The sequence below is a fragment of the Ruminococcus albus 7 = DSM 20455 genome (genome assembly GCF_000179635.2).
Taxonomy (GTDB): Bacteria; Bacillota; Clostridia; order Oscillospirales; family Ruminococcaceae; genus Hominimerdicola; species Hominimerdicola alba.
Window position 1 is genome coordinate 1,336,025 of the sequence record NC_014833.1, and the last position, 22,373, is coordinate 1,358,397.

General features: G+C 43.5%; 18 protein-coding genes. 15 read left to right on the forward strand and 3 right to left on the reverse strand.

All coding sequences use genetic code 11. The features are described 5' to 3' along the window. Window positions 1–376 precede the first annotated feature (376 nt). Window positions 377–4,303: a fibronectin type III domain-containing protein gene (locus tag RUMAL_RS05865; protein ID WP_013497848.1), complete on the reverse strand. Its 3,927-nt coding sequence runs from the start codon at window positions 4,301–4,303 to the stop codon at window positions 377–379. A 374-nt stretch (window positions 4,304–4,677) separates the two neighbouring features. Between RUMAL_RS05865 and RUMAL_RS05870 the strand changes: the two genes are divergently transcribed. The 14 genes from RUMAL_RS05870 (at window position 4,678) to RUMAL_RS05935 (ending at window position 19,191) form a co-directional block, all read left to right on the forward strand. Next, window positions 4,678–6,459: a DUF4832 domain-containing protein gene (locus tag RUMAL_RS05870; RefSeq protein WP_013497849.1), complete on the forward strand. Its 1,782-nt coding sequence runs from the start codon at window positions 4,678–4,680 to the stop codon at window positions 6,457–6,459. 260 nt (window positions 6,460–6,719) lie between these two features. Continuing rightward, window positions 6,720–7,814, forward strand: a complete 1,095-nt coding sequence (locus RUMAL_RS05875) for a leucine-rich repeat domain-containing protein (RefSeq protein WP_013497850.1) — start codon at window positions 6,720–6,722, stop codon at window positions 7,812–7,814. Between the two features lie 172 nt (window positions 7,815–7,986). Next, window positions 7,987–8,637, forward strand: a complete 651-nt coding sequence (locus tag RUMAL_RS05880) for a lysophospholipid acyltransferase family protein (RefSeq protein WP_013497851.1) — start codon at window positions 7,987–7,989, stop codon at window positions 8,635–8,637. After that, window positions 8,621–10,255 carry a class I adenylate-forming enzyme family protein gene (locus tag RUMAL_RS05885; protein WP_013497852.1) on the forward strand — a complete coding sequence of 545 codons (1,635 nt, stop codon included), beginning with the start codon at window positions 8,621–8,623 and terminating at the stop codon, window positions 10,253–10,255. The genes RUMAL_RS05880 and RUMAL_RS05885 overlap by 17 nt, the downstream gene beginning before the upstream one ends. A 5-nt stretch (window positions 10,256–10,260) precedes the next feature. Then, window positions 10,261–11,592: a B12-binding domain-containing radical SAM protein gene (locus RUMAL_RS05890; protein WP_013497853.1), complete on the forward strand. Its 1,332-nt coding sequence runs from the start codon at window positions 10,261–10,263 to the stop codon at window positions 11,590–11,592. 1 nt (window position 11,593) lies between these two features. Then, window positions 11,594–12,265 (forward strand): CDP-alcohol phosphatidyltransferase family protein, encoded by a 672-nt coding sequence (locus tag RUMAL_RS05895; protein WP_013497854.1) that lies wholly within the window; start codon window positions 11,594–11,596, stop codon window positions 12,263–12,265. After that, on the forward strand, window positions 12,262–12,888 hold the full coding sequence (locus RUMAL_RS05900; RefSeq protein WP_013497855.1) for a hypothetical protein: 627 nt from the start codon (window positions 12,262–12,264) through the stop codon (window positions 12,886–12,888). The genes RUMAL_RS05895 and RUMAL_RS05900 overlap by 4 nt, the downstream gene beginning before the upstream one ends. Before the next feature lie 211 nt (window positions 12,889–13,099). Beyond that, window positions 13,100–14,467 (forward strand): uracil-xanthine permease family protein, encoded by a 1,368-nt coding sequence (locus tag RUMAL_RS05905; RefSeq protein WP_013497856.1) that lies wholly within the window; start codon window positions 13,100–13,102, stop codon window positions 14,465–14,467. 57 nt (window positions 14,468–14,524) lie between these two features. Next, on the forward strand, window positions 14,525–15,154 hold the full coding sequence (gene upp / locus RUMAL_RS05910; protein ID WP_013497857.1) for a uracil phosphoribosyltransferase: 630 nt from the start codon (window positions 14,525–14,527) through the stop codon (window positions 15,152–15,154). 22 nt (window positions 15,155–15,176) lie between these two features. Beyond that, window positions 15,177–15,731, forward strand: a complete 555-nt coding sequence (gene hpt, locus RUMAL_RS05915; RefSeq protein WP_013497858.1) for a hypoxanthine phosphoribosyltransferase — start codon at window positions 15,177–15,179, stop codon at window positions 15,729–15,731. Window positions 15,732–15,786: 55 nt separating this feature from the next. Next, window positions 15,787–17,184 (forward strand): NCS2 family permease, encoded by a 1,398-nt coding sequence (locus RUMAL_RS05920; protein WP_050793309.1) that lies wholly within the window; start codon window positions 15,787–15,789, stop codon window positions 17,182–17,184. Window positions 17,185–17,219: 35 nt separating this feature from the next. After that, window positions 17,220–17,609: a hypothetical protein gene (locus tag RUMAL_RS20620; protein WP_013497860.1), complete on the forward strand. Its 390-nt coding sequence runs from the start codon at window positions 17,220–17,222 to the stop codon at window positions 17,607–17,609. A gap of 48 nt (window positions 17,610–17,657) precedes the next feature. Beyond that, window positions 17,658–18,194: a phosphoribosyltransferase family protein gene (locus RUMAL_RS05930; protein WP_013497861.1), complete on the forward strand. Its 537-nt coding sequence runs from the start codon at window positions 17,658–17,660 to the stop codon at window positions 18,192–18,194. Between the two features lie 127 nt (window positions 18,195–18,321). Then, a complete protein-coding gene (locus RUMAL_RS05935) occupies window positions 18,322–19,191 on the forward strand; it encodes a restriction endonuclease (protein ID WP_013497862.1) in 870 nt (289 codons plus the stop codon). Between the two features lie 64 nt (window positions 19,192–19,255). Here RUMAL_RS05935 and RUMAL_RS05940 read toward each other — a convergent pair whose 3' ends face one another. Together RUMAL_RS05940 and RUMAL_RS05945 are read right to left on the reverse strand one after the other, a co-directional pair. Then, complete coding sequence (locus tag RUMAL_RS05940; protein WP_013497863.1) at window positions 19,256–20,125, reverse strand: transglutaminase-like domain-containing protein; 870 nt, start codon at window positions 20,123–20,125, stop codon at window positions 19,256–19,258. 43 nt (window positions 20,126–20,168) lie between these two features. Continuing rightward, on the reverse strand, window positions 20,169–20,681 hold the full coding sequence (locus tag RUMAL_RS05945; protein WP_013497864.1) for a YqiA/YcfP family alpha/beta fold hydrolase: 513 nt from the start codon (window positions 20,679–20,681) through the stop codon (window positions 20,169–20,171). Between the two features lie 309 nt (window positions 20,682–20,990). Here RUMAL_RS05945 and RUMAL_RS05950 point away from each other — a divergent pair, with 309 nt between their 5' ends. Next, window positions 20,991–21,830 carry a prephenate dehydrogenase gene (locus RUMAL_RS05950; protein ID WP_013497865.1) on the forward strand — a complete coding sequence of 280 codons (840 nt, stop codon included), beginning with the start codon at window positions 20,991–20,993 and terminating at the stop codon, window positions 21,828–21,830. Window positions 21,831–22,373: the final 543 nt, after the last annotated feature.

Here is a 22,373-nt window from a genome sequence, read left to right on the forward strand (position 1 = left end):
CCGTTCTGTTTACTGTCTATATAAGGGTTGAAGAAGGCGGATCTTTCGAGTTCGACAATATCGAAAGCGTCACTATAGACAGCGTTGAATACAGATATGCAGGATGATCTTATCGGCGTACCTTCGGGTGCGCCGAATTTATGTATATATCGATTTTTACGTCTGTGCGTCTTTGGCGTTTATTTACAAAGCTTGCTTTCTTGTTATTTGCAGACTGGCTGTCATCATTATCATGTGTTTTAGAAAAAAACACCCCATTACCATTCAAATGATGATGAGGATATTGTTAAGAAGATTAGTAAATAAACAAGACCGACAGCTTTCAAAGGCTGTCGGTCTTGTTTATTTTAACTTTATTCGGACGAGCAATGTATCGTTATTTTATGGTAACGGTAACTGCTCTGCTGTTGAGGTCGCTCTTATCCCACTTGCCATTTACCTTTGCGCAAACGGCGAGCGTATATGTACCACTTTTGATTTTTGGGGAAGTATAAGTTGTTGTATTACTGTCAAGCTTAGCCTTTACTACCCATTTTCCGGACTGGAAAACAGCGATAGCATATTCTTCTGCGGCATCGACAGGTGTCCAGTTCAGACGGAACTGCTTGCCGGATACCTCGGCAGTTACAACAGGATACTTGTTAACATTCTTTGGTGTTACTACAATTGCCTTTGAAACATCACGACTCCATTTGCCGCCGATCTTAGCAACTACTGCTACCTTGTAGTTTTCGCCGGGTTTAAGTTTACTAAGCACATAAGTAGTATTGTAGCCATAATCGAGAACTGTCCATTTTTTGTTTACATATCCAACTACGGCATACTTTTCAGCACCGGGAACAGCATCCCATTTAAGTCGTACAGCTCTGTCGCCCTTTTCCCATTTCTTGATTACAACAGCGGGATAATAAGCAGGATAATCAGTAACAAGTTTATTCCAGCATTCCTTCTGGTTGAACTCATAGCAAGACAAAAGCTTGTTGATGACCAGAATGTTGATCTTTGTTCCTGTAGGAAGATTGATATTCTGCTTGGACATTCCGTTGAGATTTAATACTGTGTTGTTGTCGGTGTTAACTATGAAACCGCTGTCAGCACTGATGTTGCCGCTTACGGTAACAATGCCTGCATCCTGCAGAATTCCGTGGCTTTCTTTGATAAGGTAAGTCACAAGATCACCATTGATGTTAACCTCGTCGCTATCATATGAAAGGATCAGGTCAGGAGAAGTATAGTTCATAGTATTTCCGATGGAATAGGTGCCATTAACATTCAGTGAGCCACTATTACAGATGATCGCACCTTCGGAATGATCAAGATTACCATAGATAGTGAGGGACCCGCCATTAATGTCAACAAAATTAGACTTGGCAATGCTGCAGTCACCGTTAACGACCATGCTATAGTTTGCAAGATTAATGTCTCCAAGGTTCAGATCATTACTTTGAACGTGAATGTCACTATCGAGATTTCTGACATTCATATCACCATGCCATATGATCTCACGCATTTCGGGATCAATAACTTTAAGAACATTCAGAGTGGGGCAGTTTCCGAAATATACATTCTGGTCAGATGTTCCGTTGAGCACCAAAGTAGTGTAAGTGTCTGTGTTCATTATGAAACCGCTGTCAGCACTGATGTTGCCGCTTACGGTAACAATGCCTGCATCCTGCAGAATTCCGTGGTTTTCTTTAATAAGGTAAGTCACAAGATCGCCATTGATGTTAACCTCGTCGCAATCATTTGAAAGGATCAGGTCAGGAGAAGTATAGTTCATAATATTTCCGATGGAATAGGTGCCATTAACATTCAGTGAGCCACTATTACAGATGATCGCACCTTCGGAATGATCAAGATTACCATAGATAGTGAGGGAACCGCCATTAATGTCAACAAAATTAGACTTGGCAATGCTGCAGTCACCGTTAACGACCATGCTATAGTATGCAAGATTAATGTCTCCAAGGTTCAGACCATTACTTTGAACGTGAATGTCACTATCGAGATTTCTGACATTCATATCACCATGCCATATGATCTCACGCATTTCGGGATCAATAACTTTAAGAACATTCAGAGTGGGGCAGTTTCCGAAATATACATTCTGGTCAGATGTTCCGTTGAGCACCAAAGTAGTGTAAGTGTCTGTGTTCATTATGAAACCGCTGTCAGCACTGATGTTGCCGCTTACGGTAACAATACCTGCATCCTGCAGAATTCCGTGGTTTTCATTGATAAGGTAAGTCACAAGATCACCATTGATGTTAACCTCGTCGCAATCATATGAAAGGATCAGGTCAGGAGAAGTATAGTTCATAGTATTTCCGATGGAATAGGTGCCATTAACATTCAGTGAGCCACTATTACAGATGATCGCACCTTCGGAATGATCAAGATTACCATAGATAGTGAGGGACCCGCCATTAATGTCAACAAAATTAGACTTGGCAATGCTGCAGTCACCGTTAACGACCATGCTATAGTTTGCAAGATTAATGTCTCCAAGGTTCAGATCATTACTTTGAACGTGAATGTCACTATCGAGATTTCTGACATTCATATCACCATGCCATATGATCTCACGCATTTCGGGATCAATAACTTTAAGAACATTCAGAGTGGGGCAGTTTCCGAAATATACATTCTGGTCAGATGTTCCGTTGAGCACCAAAGTAGTGTAAGTGTCTGTGTTCATTATGAAACCGCTGTCAGCACTGATGTTGCCGCTTACGGTAACAATGCCTGCATCCTGCAGAATTCCGTGGTTTTCTTTAATAAGGTAAGTCACAAGATCGCCATTGATGTTAACCTCGTCGCGATCATTTGAAAGGATCAGGTCAGGAGAAGTATAGTTCATAATATTACCGATGGAATAGGTGCCATTAACATTCAGTGAGCCACTATTACAGATGATCGCACCTTCGGAATGATCAAGATTACCATAGATAGTGAGGGAACCGCCATTAATGTCAACAAAATTAGACTTGGCAATGCTGCAGTCACCATTAACGACCATGCTATAGTATGCAAGATTAATGTCTCCAAGGTTCAGACTATTACTTTGAACGTGAATGTCACTATCGAGATTTCTGACATTCATATCACCATGCCATATGATCTCACGCATTTCGGGATCAATAACTTTAAGAACATTCAGAGTGGGGCAGTTTCCGAAATATACATTCTGGTCAGATGTTCCGTTGAGCACCAAAGTAGTGTAAGTGTCTGTGTTCATTATGAAACCGCTGTCAGCACTGATGTTGCCGCTTACGGTAACAATGCCTGCATCCTGCAGAATTCCGTGGTTTTCATTGATAAGGTAAGTCACAAGATCACCATTGATGTTAACCTCGTCGCAATCATATGAAAGGATCAGGTCAGGAGAAGTATAGTTCATAGTATTTCCGATGGAATAGGTGCCATTAACATTCAGTGAGCCACTATTACAGATGATCGCACCTTCGGAATGATCAAGATTACCATAGATAGTGAGGGACCCGCCATTAATGTCAACAAAATTAGACTTGGCAATGCTGCAGTCACCGTTAACGACCATGCTATAGTTTGCAAGATTAATGTCTCCAAGGTTCAGATCATTACTTTGAACGTGAATGTCACTATCGAGATTTCTGACATTCATATCACCATGCCATATGATCTCACGCATTTCGGGATCAATAACTTTAAGAACATTCAGAGTGGGGCAGTTTCCGAAATATACATTCTGGTCAGATGTTCCGTTGAGCACCAAAGTAGTGTAAGTGTCTGTGTTCATTATGAAACCGCTGTCAGCACTGATGTTGCCGCTTACGGTAACAATGCCTGCATCCTGCAGAATTCCGTGGTTTTCTTTAATAAGGTAAGTCACAAGATCGCCATTGATGTTAACCTCGTCGCGATCATTTGAAAGGATCAGGTCAGGAGAAGTATAGTTCATAATATTACCGATGGAATAGGTGCCATTAACATTCAGTGAGCCACTATTACAGATGATCGCACCTTCGGAATGATCAAGATTACCATTAACGGTCAGACTAAATCCATTCAGGTCTACATCTGCTGAAACAATAAGATTTCCGTCAACTACGGTATCTTCGGTAAGTGATACAGGCTTATTCCATGTCGTGGTCTCGCTTGCGACCGCCAGACGGGTTACGGCAGCTGCTTCACCGACGTTCTCAGAGATCGCTGCCTGAGCATCATCAACTGAAGCCGCATAGGTCGTTGCTGCAGGTACTGCTGCAACTGTCAACGCCACAGCACTTGCTGTAGTGATTATGTTTCTAATTCTGCATTTCATTGTATTTCCTCCTTATGCATATCACATAGATCGAATTACGTCCTTTCTACAAAAAGACGTGAAATATTAAAAAATATTACAAATACATTATAGCATAGCAGTTACTGCAAGTCAATCGTTAAAGAATCACATTTAGAGTGTTGACAGAAAACTAACGAAAATCATCTATGTCAATTGTATATACTGCATTTATTGTCTTAAAAAATGTGGCGCTGCAAAAAAACGCACTGCACACCGTTTTTTTGTTCAAAAGACATTGTTATTTTAAACTATAGTAACAAATTATTATGCCGTGTATGCTATAATCATGATGACTAATTGTCGAACAGATGTTAAGTCTGTTCAATGTGTATAGATATGAAAGGGATAATTTTATGAAAAACACAAACATCAGGAGCAGTCTTATAAAAAGACTTGCTGCAAGCGGCATTTCGCTTTGTCTGGCAGTTTCGGTACTTCAGACAGAAGCAGATGCGGCGGGTATGAAAACGGTAGATGAGATAAGCTACAAGGAGACCCTTGAAGATACTCATAATCCTTACAGAGGGTTTTATCAGGCTTTTGTTGTAAGTTACAAACGCAATAAGTCCAATTGTAAAGCGCAGGCTTCGACACTTGAGGAACTTGATGAACTTGCGTCAGAATATCATCTTATCCATTTACTGATAGATCTTTCTGATTTTTCAGCACAGAACAGAAAGGGGCAGAATGCTGTAAAACATTCTGCCGACGCAAATATCGATCCTTCAAATGACGATGTTGAAGAAGCGCTGGGGCAGCTTCTGGAAAGGCTGAGAAATAACGGTCAGAGCGCTGTTATACGCTTTGCTTATGACTACAAATACAGCGGGATCACATCTGACGGCACAGATGAAAATGGTGACCCCTCTTACAGAACTGTATGGGAACCCACTGATGACAGCATCATAGAACAGCATCAGGAAAAAGTAGGTGCGGTGATCAGTAAGTATACCGATGTGATAGCTTCCGTTGAATGCGGTATCATAGGACCATGGGGAGAGATGCATACTTCTGAACGAACAGATTCAGAAAGCGAGAAAAAGATAATCGGCAAATGGCTTGAGGTATTGCCGGATGATATGACAGTAAATGTTCGCAAGCCATCCGATTTCTGTGCATGGAGCGGAATTGAACTTGAAAATATTGATAAGTATACTGCCGGGAAAGGTACAGATGCTTACAGGATAGGTATGTACAATGACGGTTATCTCGGTTCGGTCAGCGATCTTGGCACTTATGACGACAGAAAAAAAGAGATAGCATGGCTAAAGACACAGACCGACCACACGCTTTTTGGCGGTGAACTCGTCCAATGGGACAATGAGGAGGGTGGTACTCCGCTGAATAATATCGCCTTTTTTGAGAAAGAAGGTTTCAAGACTCACACATCATATCTTAATAAGGACTGGCACGATGATGTCATGGACGGTTTCAGAAGTACTACATATAACGGCGGCGATCCATTCTATAAGGGCAAGACCACAGAGTTTGAATATCTCCGCAACCGTATGGGATATAGGTTCGTGGTACGTAATGTACGCATGACCACCGGGATTTCTCCCTATGAGAATTTTGAACTTGAAACTGCAATCGAGAATGTAGGTTTCGGCAATCTCATCAAAAACGAACAGACCTCCGTCATCATCAAGGGTAATGGTCTTGAAAAAGAGTTCAAGCTGTGGGAACTTGATGAAGGTAAGGGTGAGAAAGCTTCAAATTACGCACCGCAGAAGTGGCTGAGCGGTTCTTCGCTTACTGAAAGAAAAACCAACATCATGTCAGCCGAACTTGATTTGCCGAATGATATGCCTGTCGGAAATTATAAAGTGTATATCAAGATAGCCAACAGAAAAAACGGCGAGGGCGAATACCCCATACGTTTTTCAAATGCGGGCAGCAACGTATATGACAGCAAGCTTAAAGCAAACTTTGTAGGAAGTTTAAAGATAAGTAAACCATATAAAGGTGATGTTAACAATGACGGCAAGTTAAACGGTTATGACTTGCTCCTTCTGAAACAGCGTATCCTAAATTTAGTCAGTGATAAAGAACTGGATATGAAAAACGCAGATGTCAACCGTGACGGCAGAGTTAACATCATGGATTATGTTGAATTATACAAGATCTGCAGATAAGAACCTCTTATACCGCTTATCCCTATAATGCAGCTGCAAAGAAAGATCGCGTAGCTGTATAAGGAATAGGCGGATTTTTTATTAGATATATAATGATTTTTAAAACGTTGAGATGCCTATGGAGTTAAATGATTAACAAGAATCGGATTAATGTTATCGATTAATTTGTGGTTATTTAAAATAATTTAAAGAACCCATTGACAAATTATTACGTACATGATAAACTGATAGCATAATTTTTTTATTAGGAGGAACAAAAAATGAAAAGTAAAAAGATCATTTCGGGTCTGCTGGCGCTGAGCTTTGTATTCGGCGGCACAGCACTGCCCAACACAGTAGTAAACAACAGCGTGTCAGCTTCGGCAAGTGTTGAAGAAATTGCAGAAGAGGCAGAAGTGCTTACATACGGTGACTATAAGTACAAATTGCTTGATGATGGAACTGCTGAGATAGTAGAGTACACTGGTGATTGTACAGAAATCGAAGAGAATGGTACAGAAGAGATCGAGATACCCAGTGAGCTCAATGGCGCGATTGTTACAAGTATTGGTTATCATGCATTTTTTTGTCACATGGAACTTGGAAGTATCACATTACCAAAAGACCTGAAGAATATTGGTGATGGTGCTTTTAAAGATTGTAATGGTTTGAGTAGCATTGTAATTCCTGATGGTGTTGAGTGCATAGGTGATGATGCATTTAGATCTTGCCGTGTACTTAGTAGCGTCACTTTTTCTAAAAATCTGAAGTATATAGGTAAAGAAGCTTTTAGATATTGCTCATGTCTTCATGATATTGTTATACCTGATGGTGTGGAGTATATAGGAGAACGTGCTTTTGCAAAATTTGACAGTTCCTCTGATAATGATATTGGTTACTATTTACACTATAGTGTTACGATTCCTAAAAGTGTAACCTTTATAGGTGATAATGCGTTTAATAATTTCTCTATTGCTTCGTATGCTTTTAAGCCAGCAAAGGATTATATAATAAATTGCTACAAAGATTCAGCTGCACATAATTATGCTTTAGTTAACGGCAACAACTTCAATGTAATTGATGCTGGTGATAGCAAAACAAAATATCCCGAGCTGATCAAGGAAGAATACAGTCCGAAATTCCATAAGTTCCGCCTGAATTGGACAGCAGTAGAGGGTGCGGAACAGTACGGCATTGCAGTTAGACTGGCAGGAAAGTGGAAAGTTCAGGCTTACGTTGATGCTGATACCACTAAATACGTTACACCTAAGCTGACATCAGGTCAGAATTATCAAACTGTTATCTGTGCAAAGGTCAACGGCAAGTGGGATACTTCCGTACTAAACAACAGGGCATTCCCCCTTGTTGTAAGGTAATATTGATAAAAATTTAATATAGCACAAAAGACACTTCCGCTTGAAAAAGAAGGAGTGTCTTTTTGTTGGTTTGGTGAATATTGGCGGGAAGTTTGGGTTTTCTATTGACATCGGGCGGGAATCATACTATAATGTTTATGAATTAATTATTACGTTTCGGAGGTCTTTTACGGTGGATAAGAGAGTCGTGGTATATAAAGTGATGCGGACGGTGCTTGCGCCGCTGTTTTATGTGCTGTTTCAGCCGAAGATAATTGGCGCGGGGAATATCCCGAAGAACGGGGCGGCGGTCATTGCGGGCAATCACAAGCACGCCCTCGACCCTATCCTCGTGGATATCAGCACTCGCAGGACTGTTCGCACACTTGCCAAAAAAGACCTGCATGACAGTGCTTTCGGCTGGTTCTTCAGGAGTTCGGGCACTATCCCCGTAGACCTCCATGCAAAGCATAATCCCGAAGCCCTGCGTGCCGCTAAGGAAGCCCTCCGCGATGGTGAACTTGTGAATGTTTCCCCCGAGGCGAAGCGAAATTATACCGATGAACTGCTTCTGCCTTTCAAGTACGGTGCGGCTGTTATGGCAGAGGATACAGGGGCGGTCATCGTTCCTTATGCGATAGCAGGGAAGTACAAGCCTTTCGGCGGACTGACTATAATATTCGGCAAGCCTTTCAAAGCCACGGGCGATGCGGAAAAGACCAACAGAAAACTCTACAACAGCATTGCCGCCCTGTTAAAAAGGGTCATGCCGAATGAAGAGTTAGAGTCCAAAAAAATAACCTCTTTTGAAGAATGGAGCAGCAGAAATGAAAAGACATCTTGAATACCCCGATTGTTCGCTGTATCGATATCTTGTCATGACAGCGAAGAAATATCCCGATCATACCGCACTGAACTATTTCGGAAACAAGCTGACTTTCCGCCGGCTTATCGGTGAGATAGGCAGAACAGCCCGCGCACTTACAGCGGCAGGTGTAAAAAAAGGCGACAGCGTTTCCGTCTGCCTGCCGAATATCCCCCAGGCGGTATTCCTGTTTTACGCCATAAACAAAGTGGGTGCAGTGGCGAACATGATACATCCGATGTCTGCGGAAAACGAGATAATCCGATATATGGAACTCACCGAGAGCAAATATGTTTTCTTCCTTGATTCCGTTTCGGATAAAATGAGAAAGGTTTGCATGAGGGTCTGCCCCGAAAAGGCCGTGGCTGTCAGTGTCATCAACTATATGCCGCCTGTTATACAGGCGGGATATTTTGCAAAGCTTAAAGGCAAACTACCGGATCATGCAGGGCTTGACAGCTGGTCAGATTTTAATGCGGAGGCAAAGAATATCACAAGCAATATCAATGTGAACTCCGCTCCCGATGATACTGCGGCGATACTTTACAGCGGAGGAACTACGGGTGTGCCCAAGGGCATAATGCTGACTAACCGCAACTTCAACGCCCTTGCCGACCAGAGTATCGACGGCTGCGGCAATCTGTACGCAGGAGAGAAGATGCTTTCGGTAATGCCTGTATTCCACGGCTTCGGGCTGGGGGTATGCATACATACTATTTTAATACTGGGGGGGACGGCGATAATTCTGCCGAAATTCTCTGCGGCTGAATTCCATAAGCTTCTTTTCAAATACAAGCCTAATATAATCGCGGGAGTACCTGCCATATATGAAGCTATGCTTATGAACAAGGATTTCGACGACAAGGATATGAGTTTCATCAAGACAGTTATATCGGGCGGAGATTCACTTTCTCCGAGTTCAAAGAAAAAGCTGAACGAACTTCTTGCTTCCCACGGCAGCAAAGCGCGTGTTAGAGAGGGCTACGGTCTGACAGAGTGCGTAACAGGCTGCTGTCTGCTGCCCGAGGATTCCGACAAGCTTGAAAGCGTAGGTCTGCCCTATGCCGATACCTATTTCAAGATAGTTGATACCGAGGGCAACGAACTTCCTGTGGGTGAAACAGGCGAGATAATACTCCGCGGCACAACTGTAATGAAAGGCTATTACAAGGCAGAGGAAGAAACTGCCGATACTCTGCGTATGCACGAAGACGGAAATATCTGGCTGCACACAGGCGACTTGGGCTATATGGATAAAGAGGGATATGTGTATTTCAGACAAAGGCTGAAACGTATGATTGTTTCGGGGGGATACAACATCTACCCTCAGAATATCGAGGAAGTAATAAATTCTCACCGCGATGTGGTAATGTGTGCCGTTGTGGGTGTGGAAGATAAGATACTGGGCGAAAAGGTAAGGGCGTATGTAGTTCCCAAAGAGGGCGTTAATGAGGATATGCTACGCGATGAACTCAAAGAAATGCTGAAAAAGGATATAGCGGTATACGCCCTGCCCAGAGATATAAGATTCAGGGAAAGTCTGCCGAAAACCCTTGTGGGCAAGGTGGATTATCTTGCGCTGAAAGCTGAGGAGTGATATCTATGGATAACAGAAAAATATTGCTTGTCCACCCCGAGATATCCAGGACAAAATATAATTTTGCGGGGATAATCGACAACGAACCCCTTGAACTAGAATACATCTGCACCGTTCTGAAAGATGCAGGATATGAACCTTTTATATGGGACGGTCAGGTCGAAGAACAGCCATTTGTAAAGCGCCTTGCGGAGATATCTCCCTTTGCGGTGTACGTATGCGGAAGAACAAGGCAGGAAAATTTCATGAAAGAGTACTGCCGTGCTGCTAAGGATATTGGCTGTATCACCATGATAGGCGGACTTCACGCACAGCACAACAACAAGAGGTTCTATGAAAGCTATATCGATTTTGTGTTCAGGAGTTTTGATATATTCGGTATTGTGAATGTGCTTGAAAACAAAGCCCTCGACACGGTGAACGGACTCTGCATAAACCACGGAAACCGCTGGGTGGAGAATGAGGCAACTCCCTTTGATATCAAACGTCTGCCCCGCCCCGACAGAAGCTATTTTTATGCCCACCCCCGCTACCGCTATCTTGAATTACAGCCCTGCGCCCATGTGAGGACTGCATACTGCTGTCCCTACAAGTGTAAATTCTGCTACCGCAACAGGCTGAACTGCGGAACTTACTCCGCAAGAGATATCGCAGATGTGGTGGACGAGATAGCTTCAATAGAATGTGATAATATATATTTCATCGATGACGATTTTCTCTTTGGTGAAAAGCGCCTTGAAGAATTTATCCGCCTTGTAAAGGAAAGGGGCATACACAAAAAGTATGTCTGCTACGGCAGAGCGGATTTCATATCAAAGCACCGCGACCTTATGAAGCGCCTGAAAGAGATAGGTTTCTACTATGTGCTGGTAGGACTTGAAGCGGCGGACGACAAGCATCTGTACCGCTATAATAAAAAGTCCGACCTTTACGCCAATTCTGCGGCGGTGGAGATACTCAACGATCTGGGTATAAACGCTATGGGTATGTTCATAGTTGATCTGGATTTCAAGGCACGGGATTTCAGGGATATCTCAAAATGGGTGAGAAAGCACAAACTCAAACACGCGGCTGTATCCATATTCACCCCCGAGATGAACAGCGAACTGTTTGAAGAATACCGAAGCCGCCTTATCACCCGTGACCCCTCCCACTGGGACTATCTCCATGTTGTGGCAAAGCCTGCCCACATGAGTGTAAAGCGGTATTATATGCATTATCATATCCTCATCGGCAGACTGTTCCTGCGGGCATGGCGGCAGGGGATATATGATTTTATCGACTATAAATTCTTTATAGGTTCGATAGTTAAAAATATGTTCAGGTTCGGAGGATAGCATGGGAGAAGTATATAAGAATCCAGTTAAAAAAATGATACCAAGCAAGCTGGAAACAGGATTTCAGCAGTTTTTATACAAGCACGTGGGTCCCCATATACCAAAGGGCATGACACCTAATCAGATGACCACGGTCAGTGCGCTGGGGGGAGTTTTCGCCATAGTTATGACACTTCTTACCAACCTGTCGTCATGGTTCTGGCTTGGTACAATAGCAGGTCTGGCGGTGCATCTTGTGGCAGATGACCTTGACGGCTATATAGCAAGGTCGAGGGGGCTGTCCTCAAAAGCGGGTGCGTATTACGACCTTATGGTGGATATACTTTTCTCAACATTTCTGATAATATCTATAGGTATGACTCCTGCGGCACATCTTCTGCCAATGGCGCTGGCGGCACCCCTTTACGGCATCATGAATGTAACCATGATGAACTATATCATCTATTTCAACGAATTCCAGTTTCCGCGCTTAGGCCCTATCGAAGCCCATATCAGCTATACCGTGATAGCGATATGCGCCATGATATTCAAGGAAAATGAGGTATTCACTGTTTTTGGTCACGGTGTGACAGTAGTGGATATCATAGCAGTCATCGCCATGATACCCATGTACTATGAAATGATACGCATGATAATAGCCCTGTTCAAACGGCTGGAGGCCAGTCAGAGATGAGATATATCTACATCGTGCTGATAAAGGCGCATACAGGTCTTGGGAGCGTTGCGCGAAAATTTACACGCTATCCCTACACTCATATAGCAGTCTGCCTTGATAAGTCACTGACGGACTATATCAGCTTTTCCAGAAGATACCATTACTATCCCTTTGAAGCGGGCTTCACCCACGAATACCGCGATTATTACGCATTCGGTGAACACAGGGATTACGGCGTGAAAGTCTTTCGCCTGCCTGTGGAAGAAGATGCCTATGCTGATATCCTTACCTTTATAAAAGACCGTGAAAACGGAGGATATCTCTTCAATGTGTACTCAATGGCGACTATGCCGCTGATAGGTGGTTTCAGGATAGCAGGTGCTGAAAACTGCATGAGTTTTACGTCGCAGATGATAGAGAAAAGCAGGGCTGTAAAACTCGCCAAGCCATACTGGAGGTATTCTATCAGGGATATAGATGAACTGCTAATTAAATTTCAATATTTTACAGGCAGGATAAGAAAACGTCCATGCGATTTTCACCCTGAATATATGCAGAAGTTCTGCATAAAGCGATATCTGAAGGGTATGGTCAGGCTTATGATCCCGCTGACGAAACGGCTTATAACCGGGCAAAAATGAACGTTGGTCATATTGTAAGGGCGAATAAGAGAAAAAATAATATACATGATCAAGCGCATATTTTTTGATAATATGCGCTTTTACTGTATAAGAAATATGAATATTATACTAAAACAAGTTGAAATCTTATATTTTTATTGACATCACTGCTGAAATATGCTAAAATAAAACTAAGAATGTGATAAATAGATGAAAGGCGTTGTGAAGTATAATGAAGCTGATCTATGACGTAGATGCTAAGCCGAAAACAGGGCAGATAATCGTTTTTGCCCTTCAGCAGATGCTGGCGATACTGGCAGCAACGATCGCTGTACCAGTTATAATCGGCAACGGACTTACCCCTGCCGCCGCGATGTTTGGTGCAGGTGTGGGAACACTGGTGTATGTGGCGTTCACCAAGAAGAAAAGCCCTGTATTTCTGGGATCTTCCTTTGCTTTTATAGGTTCGATGTCCGCCGCATTTGCAGGTGCCGCGACGATGCAGCTGGGTATGCTGGGCATAATCATAGGTGCGATAGCTGCAGGACTTGTATATGTGGTTATAGCCGCGCTTATAGGCATTGTCGGTGTTGACTGGCTTGGCAAGCTGATGCCGCCTGTGGTCATAGGTCCTACTGTAGCGATAATCGGTCTTTCTCTTGCTGGGAATGCCATAGGCGATCTGCAGAAAAGTGATGTTACCGATGTGGCAGGTGCTAAGTATGTTTCTATGATATGCGGTCTTATCACTCTTGCGGTGACTATGCTGTGCTCCACCTACGGCAAAAAGATGCTTCGTCTTGTGCCATTTGTTATGGGCATACTTGCCGGCTATGGGGCGGCGGTGATATTCACAGTGATAGGTGATGCCGCAGATATCGAAGCACTTAAAATAATTGATCTTTCGGTATTTTCAAAGGTCATGTTTCCTGATGGTAACGTTTCCGCGGAAAGCTTTTTCAAGCTCCCCGACCTTGTTTTCCTTGAGGGCTTCAAGGGCTTCGGTGAACTTACAGGCAGCTATCTGGTAACAGTTCTTGTGGCTTATGTCCCTGTGGCACTGGTAGTATTTGCTGAACACGTTGCCGACCATAAAAACCTGTCTTCCGTTATCGGCAGAGATCTTCTTAAAGAACCCGGACTTTCAAGGACACTTCTTGGTGACGGTATAGGATCCATGGCAGGCGCATTTTTCGGCGGCTGTCCCAATACCACCTACGGCGAAAGCGTGGGCTGTGTTGCCATAACGGGCAACGCTTCGACAGTGACTATAATAGCGGCTGCAATTGGCTGTATACTGTTTTCGTTTGTAACGCCCTTTGTGGCTTTTGTAGATTCAATACCCTCATGCGTAATGGGTGGTGTTTGCGTGGCACTTTACGGTTTTATCGCTGTTTCGGGTCTTAAAATGCTCAAAGAAGTCGATCTTGATGAGAATCGCAATCTGTTTACAGCTTCAGTTATATTTATTGCAGGCATCGGCGGACTAAGCATAAGCTTCGGCAAGGTAACGCTGACAGAGATAGCTGCCGCACTGATACTCGGCATACTGACTAATGTGATGTTGTCCAAAAAAACAGACAACAACAAAGACGAATGACGAAAAACCGAGAGTAATTTAAAACAATGATACTATAAATAAAGCGAGGTTTTCAAAATGGGAAAAGTAACAGTTATCGACCATCCGCTTATCAAGCACAAGATATCTTTGCTGCGTGATGAAAACACGGGTACAAGGGATTTCAGAATACTCGTCGAGGAGATAGCCATGCTTATGGGCTATGAGGCTCTCCGCGACCTGCCCACCGAGCTGGTGAGCGTAAAAACGCCTATAACTACGGCTGATGTGCCTATGCTTTCAGGCAAGAAGCTGGCAGTTGTGCCGATACTCCGTGCAGGTCTCGGCATGGTGAATGGCATACTTGCACTGGTGCCATCCGCAAAGGTAGGCCATATAGGTCTTTACAGGGACGAAGTTACCCATGAGCCCCATGAGTACTTCTGCAAGCTCCCTGAAAATATTGACGAGAGACTTGTTATACTTCCCGACCCAATGCTGGCTACGGGTGGTTCGGCTATTACTGCTGTTGATTTCATCAAGCAGCGCGGCTGCACCAATATAAAGTTCATGTGCATAATAGCAGCTCCCGAGGGTCTGGAGGCGCTGAAAAAGGCTCACCCCGATATCGACATTTATGTTGGAAGCCTTGATGAAAAACTCAATGAGAACGCATATATCGTACCGGGTCTTGGTGATGCGGGTGACAGGATCTTCGGAACGAAGTAAACACTGAAAGGAGAGAACGCTGATGCAGATAACCAATATGCCTGAATTCCATAAGCATATAAAAAGAGTTATAATCTCCGAGGAGGAGCTGAGGGATGCTGTTCAGAAGACAGGCGAGATAATCAGTATGGAGTATAAAGACAAGCCTCTGCTGCTTGTAAGTATACTCAAAGGTGCCTATGTGTTCCTTGCAGACCTAAGCCGCGCCATAACCATACCGCATGAGATAGGTTTTATGGCGGCGAAAAGCTATTTTGAAAGCACTGAAAGCTCGGGCACTGTGGATATAACCCTAGATCTCAAGCAGGATATCAGCAAGTATCACGTTGTGATAGTTGAAGATATAATCGACACCGGAAGGACTCTCAGCAAGGTAAAGGAGTACCTTGAAAGCAAGGGACCTTTATCCCTTAAAATAATCACTATGCTTGATAAGCCCGAAAGAAGACTGGTAAAACTGCAGTCGGATTATTCACTGTTTACTATACCCGATTATTTCGTTATAGGTTATGGTCTTGATTACGGCGAGTATTACCGCAATCTGCCGTGTATAGCTGAATTTGAGGAGGGCGAATGATATGGGGAGCAAAACAAAGAAGAAGAGGAACCATATCACGCACCCATCTGAACGAATGGGCAGCAAGGAAGTACAGACCGTGACCGAAACAGGTGCGCTTGGAAAATTCTTCAAGCTGAATGCACGCGGCACAGATGTCCGCACAGAGGTAATGGCAGGTCTAACCACATTTATGACTATGGCATATATCCTTGCGGTGAACCCCAGTGTGCTTTCAGCGGCGGGCATGGACAGCACTGCTGTATTGCTGGCTACCTGTCTTGCATCCTTTATCGGAACTATGTGCATGGGACTTTTGGCGAATCTGCCTTTTGCCTTGTCGGCAGGCATGGGACTGAATGCATTCATGGCATACACTGTATGCGGCTCTATGGGATATTCCTGGCAGGTGGCACTGCTGGCTGTATTCATCGAGGGTGTGATATTTATAGTCCTCTCCGCTACCAAGGTAAGAGAAGCTATATTTGACTGTATACCGTTATCACTGAAAAAAGCGGTATCTGTAGGTATAGGTCTGTTCATAGCCTTTATAGGACTTCAGAACTCAAAGCTGGTAGTTGGCGGCGCGACACTGGTGGAGATGGTGGATTTCAGACAGGAATTCACAACACGGGGGATATGCGCACTGCTGACAGTCATAGGTACTGCCGCCATGGCGATACTCTATATCAAAAAGGTGCCCGGTTCCATACTTATAGGTATATTCGGAACGTGGATACTTGGTATGATATGCCAGGGCATCGGGCTTTACGTGCCTGATAATGAGAACTGGTTCTCATTGTTTCCAAGCTTTACTATGACAGATTTTTCGGCATTGGGCAAGACCTTCGGACAGTGCTTTAATGTTGATATGAACAGTGTGGGTATATTCAATTTCATAGTGGTAGTATTCTCATTCCTGTTCGTTGACCTGTTCGATACACTGGGTACTCTCATTGGTGTGGCTTCAAAGGCTGATATGCTTGACAAGGACGGCAAGCTGCAGGCGATACGTCCAGCACTTATGGCTGATGCTGTTGCAACTACTGGCGGTGCTGTACTGGGTACTTCCACCACAACTACTTTTGTTGAATCCGCAGCAGGTGTTGGTGCAGGCGGAAGAACGGGACTTACAGCGGTGACTACTGCAGTACTGTTTCTGGCATCCATGCTGTTTGCGCCTGTATTCATAGCGATACCATCCTTTGCCACCGCACCGGCGCTCATCGTTGTAGGTTTCCTGATGTTCAGCTCGATAACCGATATCAGGTTCGATGCGGATAACTACACTGAGGCTCTGCCTGCTTATTTCTGCATACTGGCTATGCCATTGTTCTACAGTATAGCTGAGGGTATCGCTGTTGGTGTTATGTCTTACGTGGTAATAAATCTCTTCTGCGGAAAGGCTAAGAAAATAAATCCGATAATGTATGTGTTGTCGGTACTGTTCGTGCTGAAATATATCTTCCTGTAATATGGATATTTATGAAAGGGCAGGGATGATGAGATATGGAAAAGAAAAGGATATTTGGTGTGGTATTCGCAGTTATACTGATGGTGGTGCTGTTCGTTGAGGGCAGTATACTCAGGGAACTTGTCAACTGCGGTTACGGACTTGCTGAGCTTCCGAAGACCACTATGGTATTTCTGAAGATGAACAAGGGTTTTACGGTAAGTAATCATTCAGAGGACGGTAAGATAGAATTCATCGGCAGCAGCAAGGATAATTACGGCGATTATTTCAGCAAGAAAGGCTATCATCTTGTATACGATATGGACGGCGTAAAATATTACGGCAAAGGCGAGGACAGCGATTTCGGCATAGCTGTCAAAGAGAAGAACAGCTGGTTCGCGGTATATAAGATATCGGAAGATCATCCTATAGAGGATATCGGCTGAACTATAGTTAACAAGGCGGAATTTCGCCTGACATAAGGAGTGTTTGAAATGGAAACATATACATTGAAGGTGGCAGGTCTTACAAGAGAACTGCCTATATGCGCTGCAAGCGAGAAACTGGACATAGCTGCATTCATCATGTTCTCTGATGTGGAGATGACTGTTGAGGCTGCTGCGGAGCTGCTGAAAAAAGCTCCCGATTTTGATGTTATCATCACAGCCGAATCAAAAGGCATACCGCTGGCTTATGAGGCAGCAAGACAGTCTGGAAAGAATTATGTGGTAGCAAGAAAATCAGTAAAGCTGTACATGACAGATCCTATATCGGTACAGGTGAAGTCCATAACCACAGCGGCTGTGCAGACACTTTATCTTTCACAGGAAGATGTGGCAAGGCTGAAGGGCAAGCGCGTGCTTATACTTGATGATGTTATAAGCACAGGAGAATCTCTCACTGCAGTGGAAGAACTTGTCAGGGAAGCAGGCGGAAACATAGTTGGTGCAGGTGCTGTGCTGGCTGAGGGCGATGCTGCTGACAGGACAGATATCTTTTTCCTTGAAAAGCTCCCGCTGTTCTTCAAATAATGTATTCACAGGCGCTTCCCGACAGGGGAGCGCCTTTTGTGTATAAGCCGTTAGTGTATTTATGTCAAGGCTTTACATTTGTGCGGAAATCTGATATAATATCACAGTGAAAGTGTGGTGACGGTATATGAAACGCATATTATTCTTTGCGGCGGTACTTCTGGCACTGTCGGTGTACAGCTCGGTAAAGCTTGCAAACTATTTCGGTACGGGCGGTGACCGTCCGGGATACTGTGGGTATATGATCTATCTGCCGTTTCTGAGTATACCGCTTTATCTCGGTGCGTCGTTTATACGTCATTTAGGCAGGCTCACTCTGAAAAAACTTGATAATATGGAGGGGCATGATTTTGAATATGCCTGTGCGGGTATACTCAAAGCCAACGGTTTTCGTGATATAGAAGTGACCAAGGGCTCGGGGGATTTCGGAGTTGATATAATCGCGGTGAAGAAGCGTAAAAAATATGCAGTGCAGTGCAAGCGCTACGATAAAAAGCTTGGGAATCCAGCGGTGCAGGAGGTCATAGGTGGACTGGCTTACTACGGCTGTGAGGCAGGTGCCGTTATGACCAACAGCTATTTTACCGAGTCAGCCCGAAAGCTTGCAGAGGTAAACGGCATTGAACTGTGGGACAGGGATACGCTGGCTGATATGCTGAAAAAGCAGGGTAATGCAAAATACATCCTTGAAACAGTTCCTGCGGATATGGAGGATATACCGCCAGAGAGCGTATGTGCCCTTACGGTGGAGAGATTTTTTGAAGATCATGGGATAACGGTGCAGACGGTAAATACCGAGTATCTTGAAGACAGCTGTGAGCTGCTTATGGAGATAGTGCCTGAAACAGGAGTAAGGATAAGTGATATACGTGACCTTGCTCCCGAACTGGCTATCCACGGGGGATGGGAATATGTTACCTGTGTTTTCCCCTCCCACACCGCAGGTACTGTAGGGCTTGAGATACCCCTTGAAATGGATGATATTGATAAAGAATAAAAGGCACTTTATGTCAAAATCTGACTAAAGTGCCTTGCTTTGTATTAAATGGTTAGAACGGTATCTACCCTATATCCCAAAAATAATCGGGTGAAGTAGTATACTGCACGTTTTTGGGATATCCTTCTGTACTGTATCCCTTAGGTATCAATTCGATTTGTGAATTAAAATGATCGGTATTATCCGATCGGTAATTTGCATTAAACCGAAGTACATTTTTTGACATATATTCTATATAATAATCGTAATCAAAATCACTTCCGTTATATGAAGCATTTTTGTTTGCATGAAGATCACGCCCCGCAATTATCTCTTCACGAAGCTGTTGCAAAGATACAGGATCTCCGTTATCGTCAGTGAAATATAGCCGATATGTGGGGTCAAGCATTATTCTTGAACCCGACGGCAGCAAGCAGTCCACAACAACATGGCAATCCTGAAAGGGTTCTTCGTATGGCTTGCAGGTGATATGTCTTGCTTTTATTCCGTTCATGCGAAGCAGCTCGGCTAATATAAGCGATAAGCCCCTGCAATTTGTTTTGTGTTCGTGCTTTTCACAGCTTTTTATAACACCTTCAAGACTGGTACCGCCCGTTACAGCATGGCTATAGTGTCTGAAATTATCGCAGACAAAGTCCAGCATTGAAAATACGATAGCATCTCCATTTTCAGGATCTGTTTTGCAGTAATCTGAGTAATTATATTTTTGCAGTATCTTTGGTGCAGAACGACCAAGCACGAATTCAGGGGGATGTTTTCTGCTGACATTATCCTCTTTATACTCGCTGTATCTTCTGAGTAAATCTATCCGTTCCTCATAGGGAACGGCTCTTATAGTTTTCCCTGATCTGTACCTATAAAAGATCCTGACACATCCCAGAGTTATCCAAAAACCAACGACACCGGCAATTATTATTCGCAAAACCAATTCCATAATTATTTCCAGTTCCTTATTTGCTTAAATTCTGTATTCGTAATTATCTTATAACTTCCAAAAAATATTCAGTCAGAGGCAAAGTTGCCCCCGAATGAAGCCCCTCGGGTATAACGGTGATATTATCAGCACCGTAATAATTAGTTTCCAGCGAGTGAGTATCTATCAGTTCATCGCTGCCGCCTATGATACAGTGGATTATGCTGCGGTCAGCTTTGGCAAGTTCACCGAAAAGCCTCACCATAGGCGCGATGTCGCCTTCGTACCCCAGAAGAGGAAGATGATAGAAAGGCATAAGACAAGGGTTCACCAGCACTGCGGGTATGCCTGTTTCGGCGGACAGGACCGCCGCGAAAAATCCGCCGTAGCTTGTGCCGACGATGTACTGCGGAGTATATTCGGTTATGATCCCTCGAAGTTTTTCAGCTACCTCGTCCGGAGCGACAGCATCATAATCAAATGGCGGTGAAACAACATCGTGTCCAATGGCTGTCAGCGCCCCGAAGGCTGCGTTCTCAGCACTGCCCCTGAATCCGTGTATATTAAGAATCTTCATAAGTGTACCTCTTTTTTATGTATAAAAACGAAAAAAGCAGCCAAAAGCTGCTTCTTCGCCAAATCACCTAAACCTTCATAATTCGTAAGAAAATTAATTTCTCACAAGCATTATTATACTACACGCAAGTGGTTTTGTCAATAGGAGAATAACTATTTTTTTAAAAACGGACAAAAATGAACGCAATTCGTTAAATTGCATGATTATACACACTAAGTTAATTGCAAGTTACCATGTGCTTGACATTTTTTCGATATGGTGTTATACTTTATTACATAAAAGCAATAAAACATGAAAGGATGTTTTTTTATGAAGATCGGAATAGTCGGGCTGGGACTTATAGGTGGTTCTCTTGCCAAAGCAATAAAGAAAAATACTGATCACAGCTGTTTTGCTTACGATATAGACCGCGCAGCCATAGCAGGGGCTGTTGCGCAGGAGGCAATAGATGGTGAACTAACACCGGAAACACTGCATACCTGTGATGTTGTCATGGTGTGTCTGCACCCTGCACAGACTATTAAATTTATCCTTGATAATAAGGATAAATTCAAAAAAGGCGGCATTGTTATAGATTCATGCGGTGTCAAGGCTGCCATAGTTGAAGCGGTCGAAGCTCCGCTGAAGGAGGAGGGCGTGGTATTTATAGGCTGTCATCCCATGGCAGGACGTGAGTTTTCTGGCTTTGCTTACTCGGTCGATAATCTGTTTGAAAGGGCAAGCTTTATAATGACACCATCTGATGATGTATCTGCAAAGACAGTAAGGGAGATATCACAGCTTGCTTATGAGATAGGTTTTGCAAAGGTAGTTACTTCTACCTGTGAGGAGCACGACAGGATCATAGCATTTACTTCTCAGCTTGCCCATGTTGTATCGAGTGCGTATGTCAAAAGTCCGAGCCTTCTTAAACAGGCAGGCTTTTCGGCAGGTTCCTTCAAGGATCTTACCCGTGTGGCAAAGCTTAACGAGAATATGTGGACGGAGCTTTTTATGATGAACAGACAGCCCCTTGTGGATGAGCTGGATTGTATAATAGCACGTCTGACAGAGTACCGTGATGCTATAAGGGACGGGGATGCAGATGATCTACGTGAACTGCTGAAGGCAGGCAGCGAGCTGAAGGATCTTTCAAATAATCAGCAGTGATAATTTCAGGGACAGCAAGGACTGTCCCTGTTTTTTTATGCGTGTATGCATCTTTTGCAGAGGTATGGCAAAACTATATGCAGAAGTTATATTATTAATATATTTGCATAGATGAGGGCTGATTAACTATTTCTCAAATTATTAGCAAGAATAATAGACTTAAAATGCCAAAATGAGGAAAGAGCAAATATGCGTAAGCAAGGTAAAAAGTCGTATTGTTAATGCAAAAAGTCGTTTAAAATATTAGACCAAAAAAGTACACTTTATTATGCTAAATCGCATATCTAGGTCGTTAAAAAATTAACATTCACAGCCGATTTGTCCATATTATAGGACACAAAAATCCATTGACCATGTATGTGAAGGCATGACCCATGCATAAAACCTGCTTAAAATCAAGGATTTTTGGGCATTTTGAAACATATGAAGAAATTGTTAAGGTTACGTAATATTTCTGCTGTGACCTTGACATAGGGTGTCAAATGTGATATCCTTTAATCAATAGATGATCTATATATTGTGTCAGGGTCCCGCAGGGGCGGG

Coding starts and splice junctions, on each gene's coding strand:
- RUMAL_RS05875 (WP_013497850.1), top strand. CDS start 6,720: ATGAAAAGTAAAAAGATCATTTCGGGTCTGCTGGCGCTGAGCTTTGTA.
- hpt (WP_013497858.1), top strand. CDS start 15,177: ATGCAGATAACCAATATGCCTGAATTCCATAAGCATATAAAAAGAGTT.
- RUMAL_RS05870 (WP_013497849.1), top strand. CDS start 4,678: ATGAAAAACACAAACATCAGGAGCAGTCTTATAAAAAGACTTGCTGCA.
- RUMAL_RS05920 (WP_050793309.1), top strand. CDS start 15,787: ATGGGCAGCAAGGAAGTACAGACCGTGACCGAAACAGGTGCGCTTGGA.
- RUMAL_RS05885 (WP_013497852.1), top strand. CDS start 8,621: ATGAAAAGACATCTTGAATACCCCGATTGTTCGCTGTATCGATATCTT.
- RUMAL_RS05905 (WP_013497856.1), top strand. CDS start 13,100: ATGAAGCTGATCTATGACGTAGATGCTAAGCCGAAAACAGGGCAGATA.
- RUMAL_RS05940 (WP_013497863.1), bottom strand. CDS start 20,125: ATGGAATTGGTTTTGCGAATAATAATTGCCGGTGTCGTTGGTTTTTGG.
- RUMAL_RS05945 (WP_013497864.1), bottom strand. CDS start 20,681: ATGAAGATTCTTAATATACACGGATTCAGGGGCAGTGCTGAGAACGCA.
- RUMAL_RS05950 (WP_013497865.1), top strand. CDS start 20,991: ATGAAGATCGGAATAGTCGGGCTGGGACTTATAGGTGGTTCTCTTGCC.
- RUMAL_RS20620 (WP_013497860.1), top strand. CDS start 17,220: ATGGAAAAGAAAAGGATATTTGGTGTGGTATTCGCAGTTATACTGATG.
- upp (WP_013497857.1), top strand. CDS start 14,525: ATGGGAAAAGTAACAGTTATCGACCATCCGCTTATCAAGCACAAGATA.
- RUMAL_RS05935 (WP_013497862.1), top strand. CDS start 18,322: ATGAAACGCATATTATTCTTTGCGGCGGTACTTCTGGCACTGTCGGTG.
- RUMAL_RS05865 (WP_013497848.1), bottom strand. CDS start 4,303: ATGAAATGCAGAATTAGAAACATAATCACTACAGCAAGTGCTGTGGCG.
- RUMAL_RS05900 (WP_013497855.1), top strand. CDS start 12,262: ATGAGATATATCTACATCGTGCTGATAAAGGCGCATACAGGTCTTGGG.
- RUMAL_RS05930 (WP_013497861.1), top strand. CDS start 17,658: ATGGAAACATATACATTGAAGGTGGCAGGTCTTACAAGAGAACTGCCT.
- RUMAL_RS05890 (WP_013497853.1), top strand. CDS start 10,261: ATGGATAACAGAAAAATATTGCTTGTCCACCCCGAGATATCCAGGACA.
- RUMAL_RS05895 (WP_013497854.1), top strand. CDS start 11,594: ATGGGAGAAGTATATAAGAATCCAGTTAAAAAAATGATACCAAGCAAG.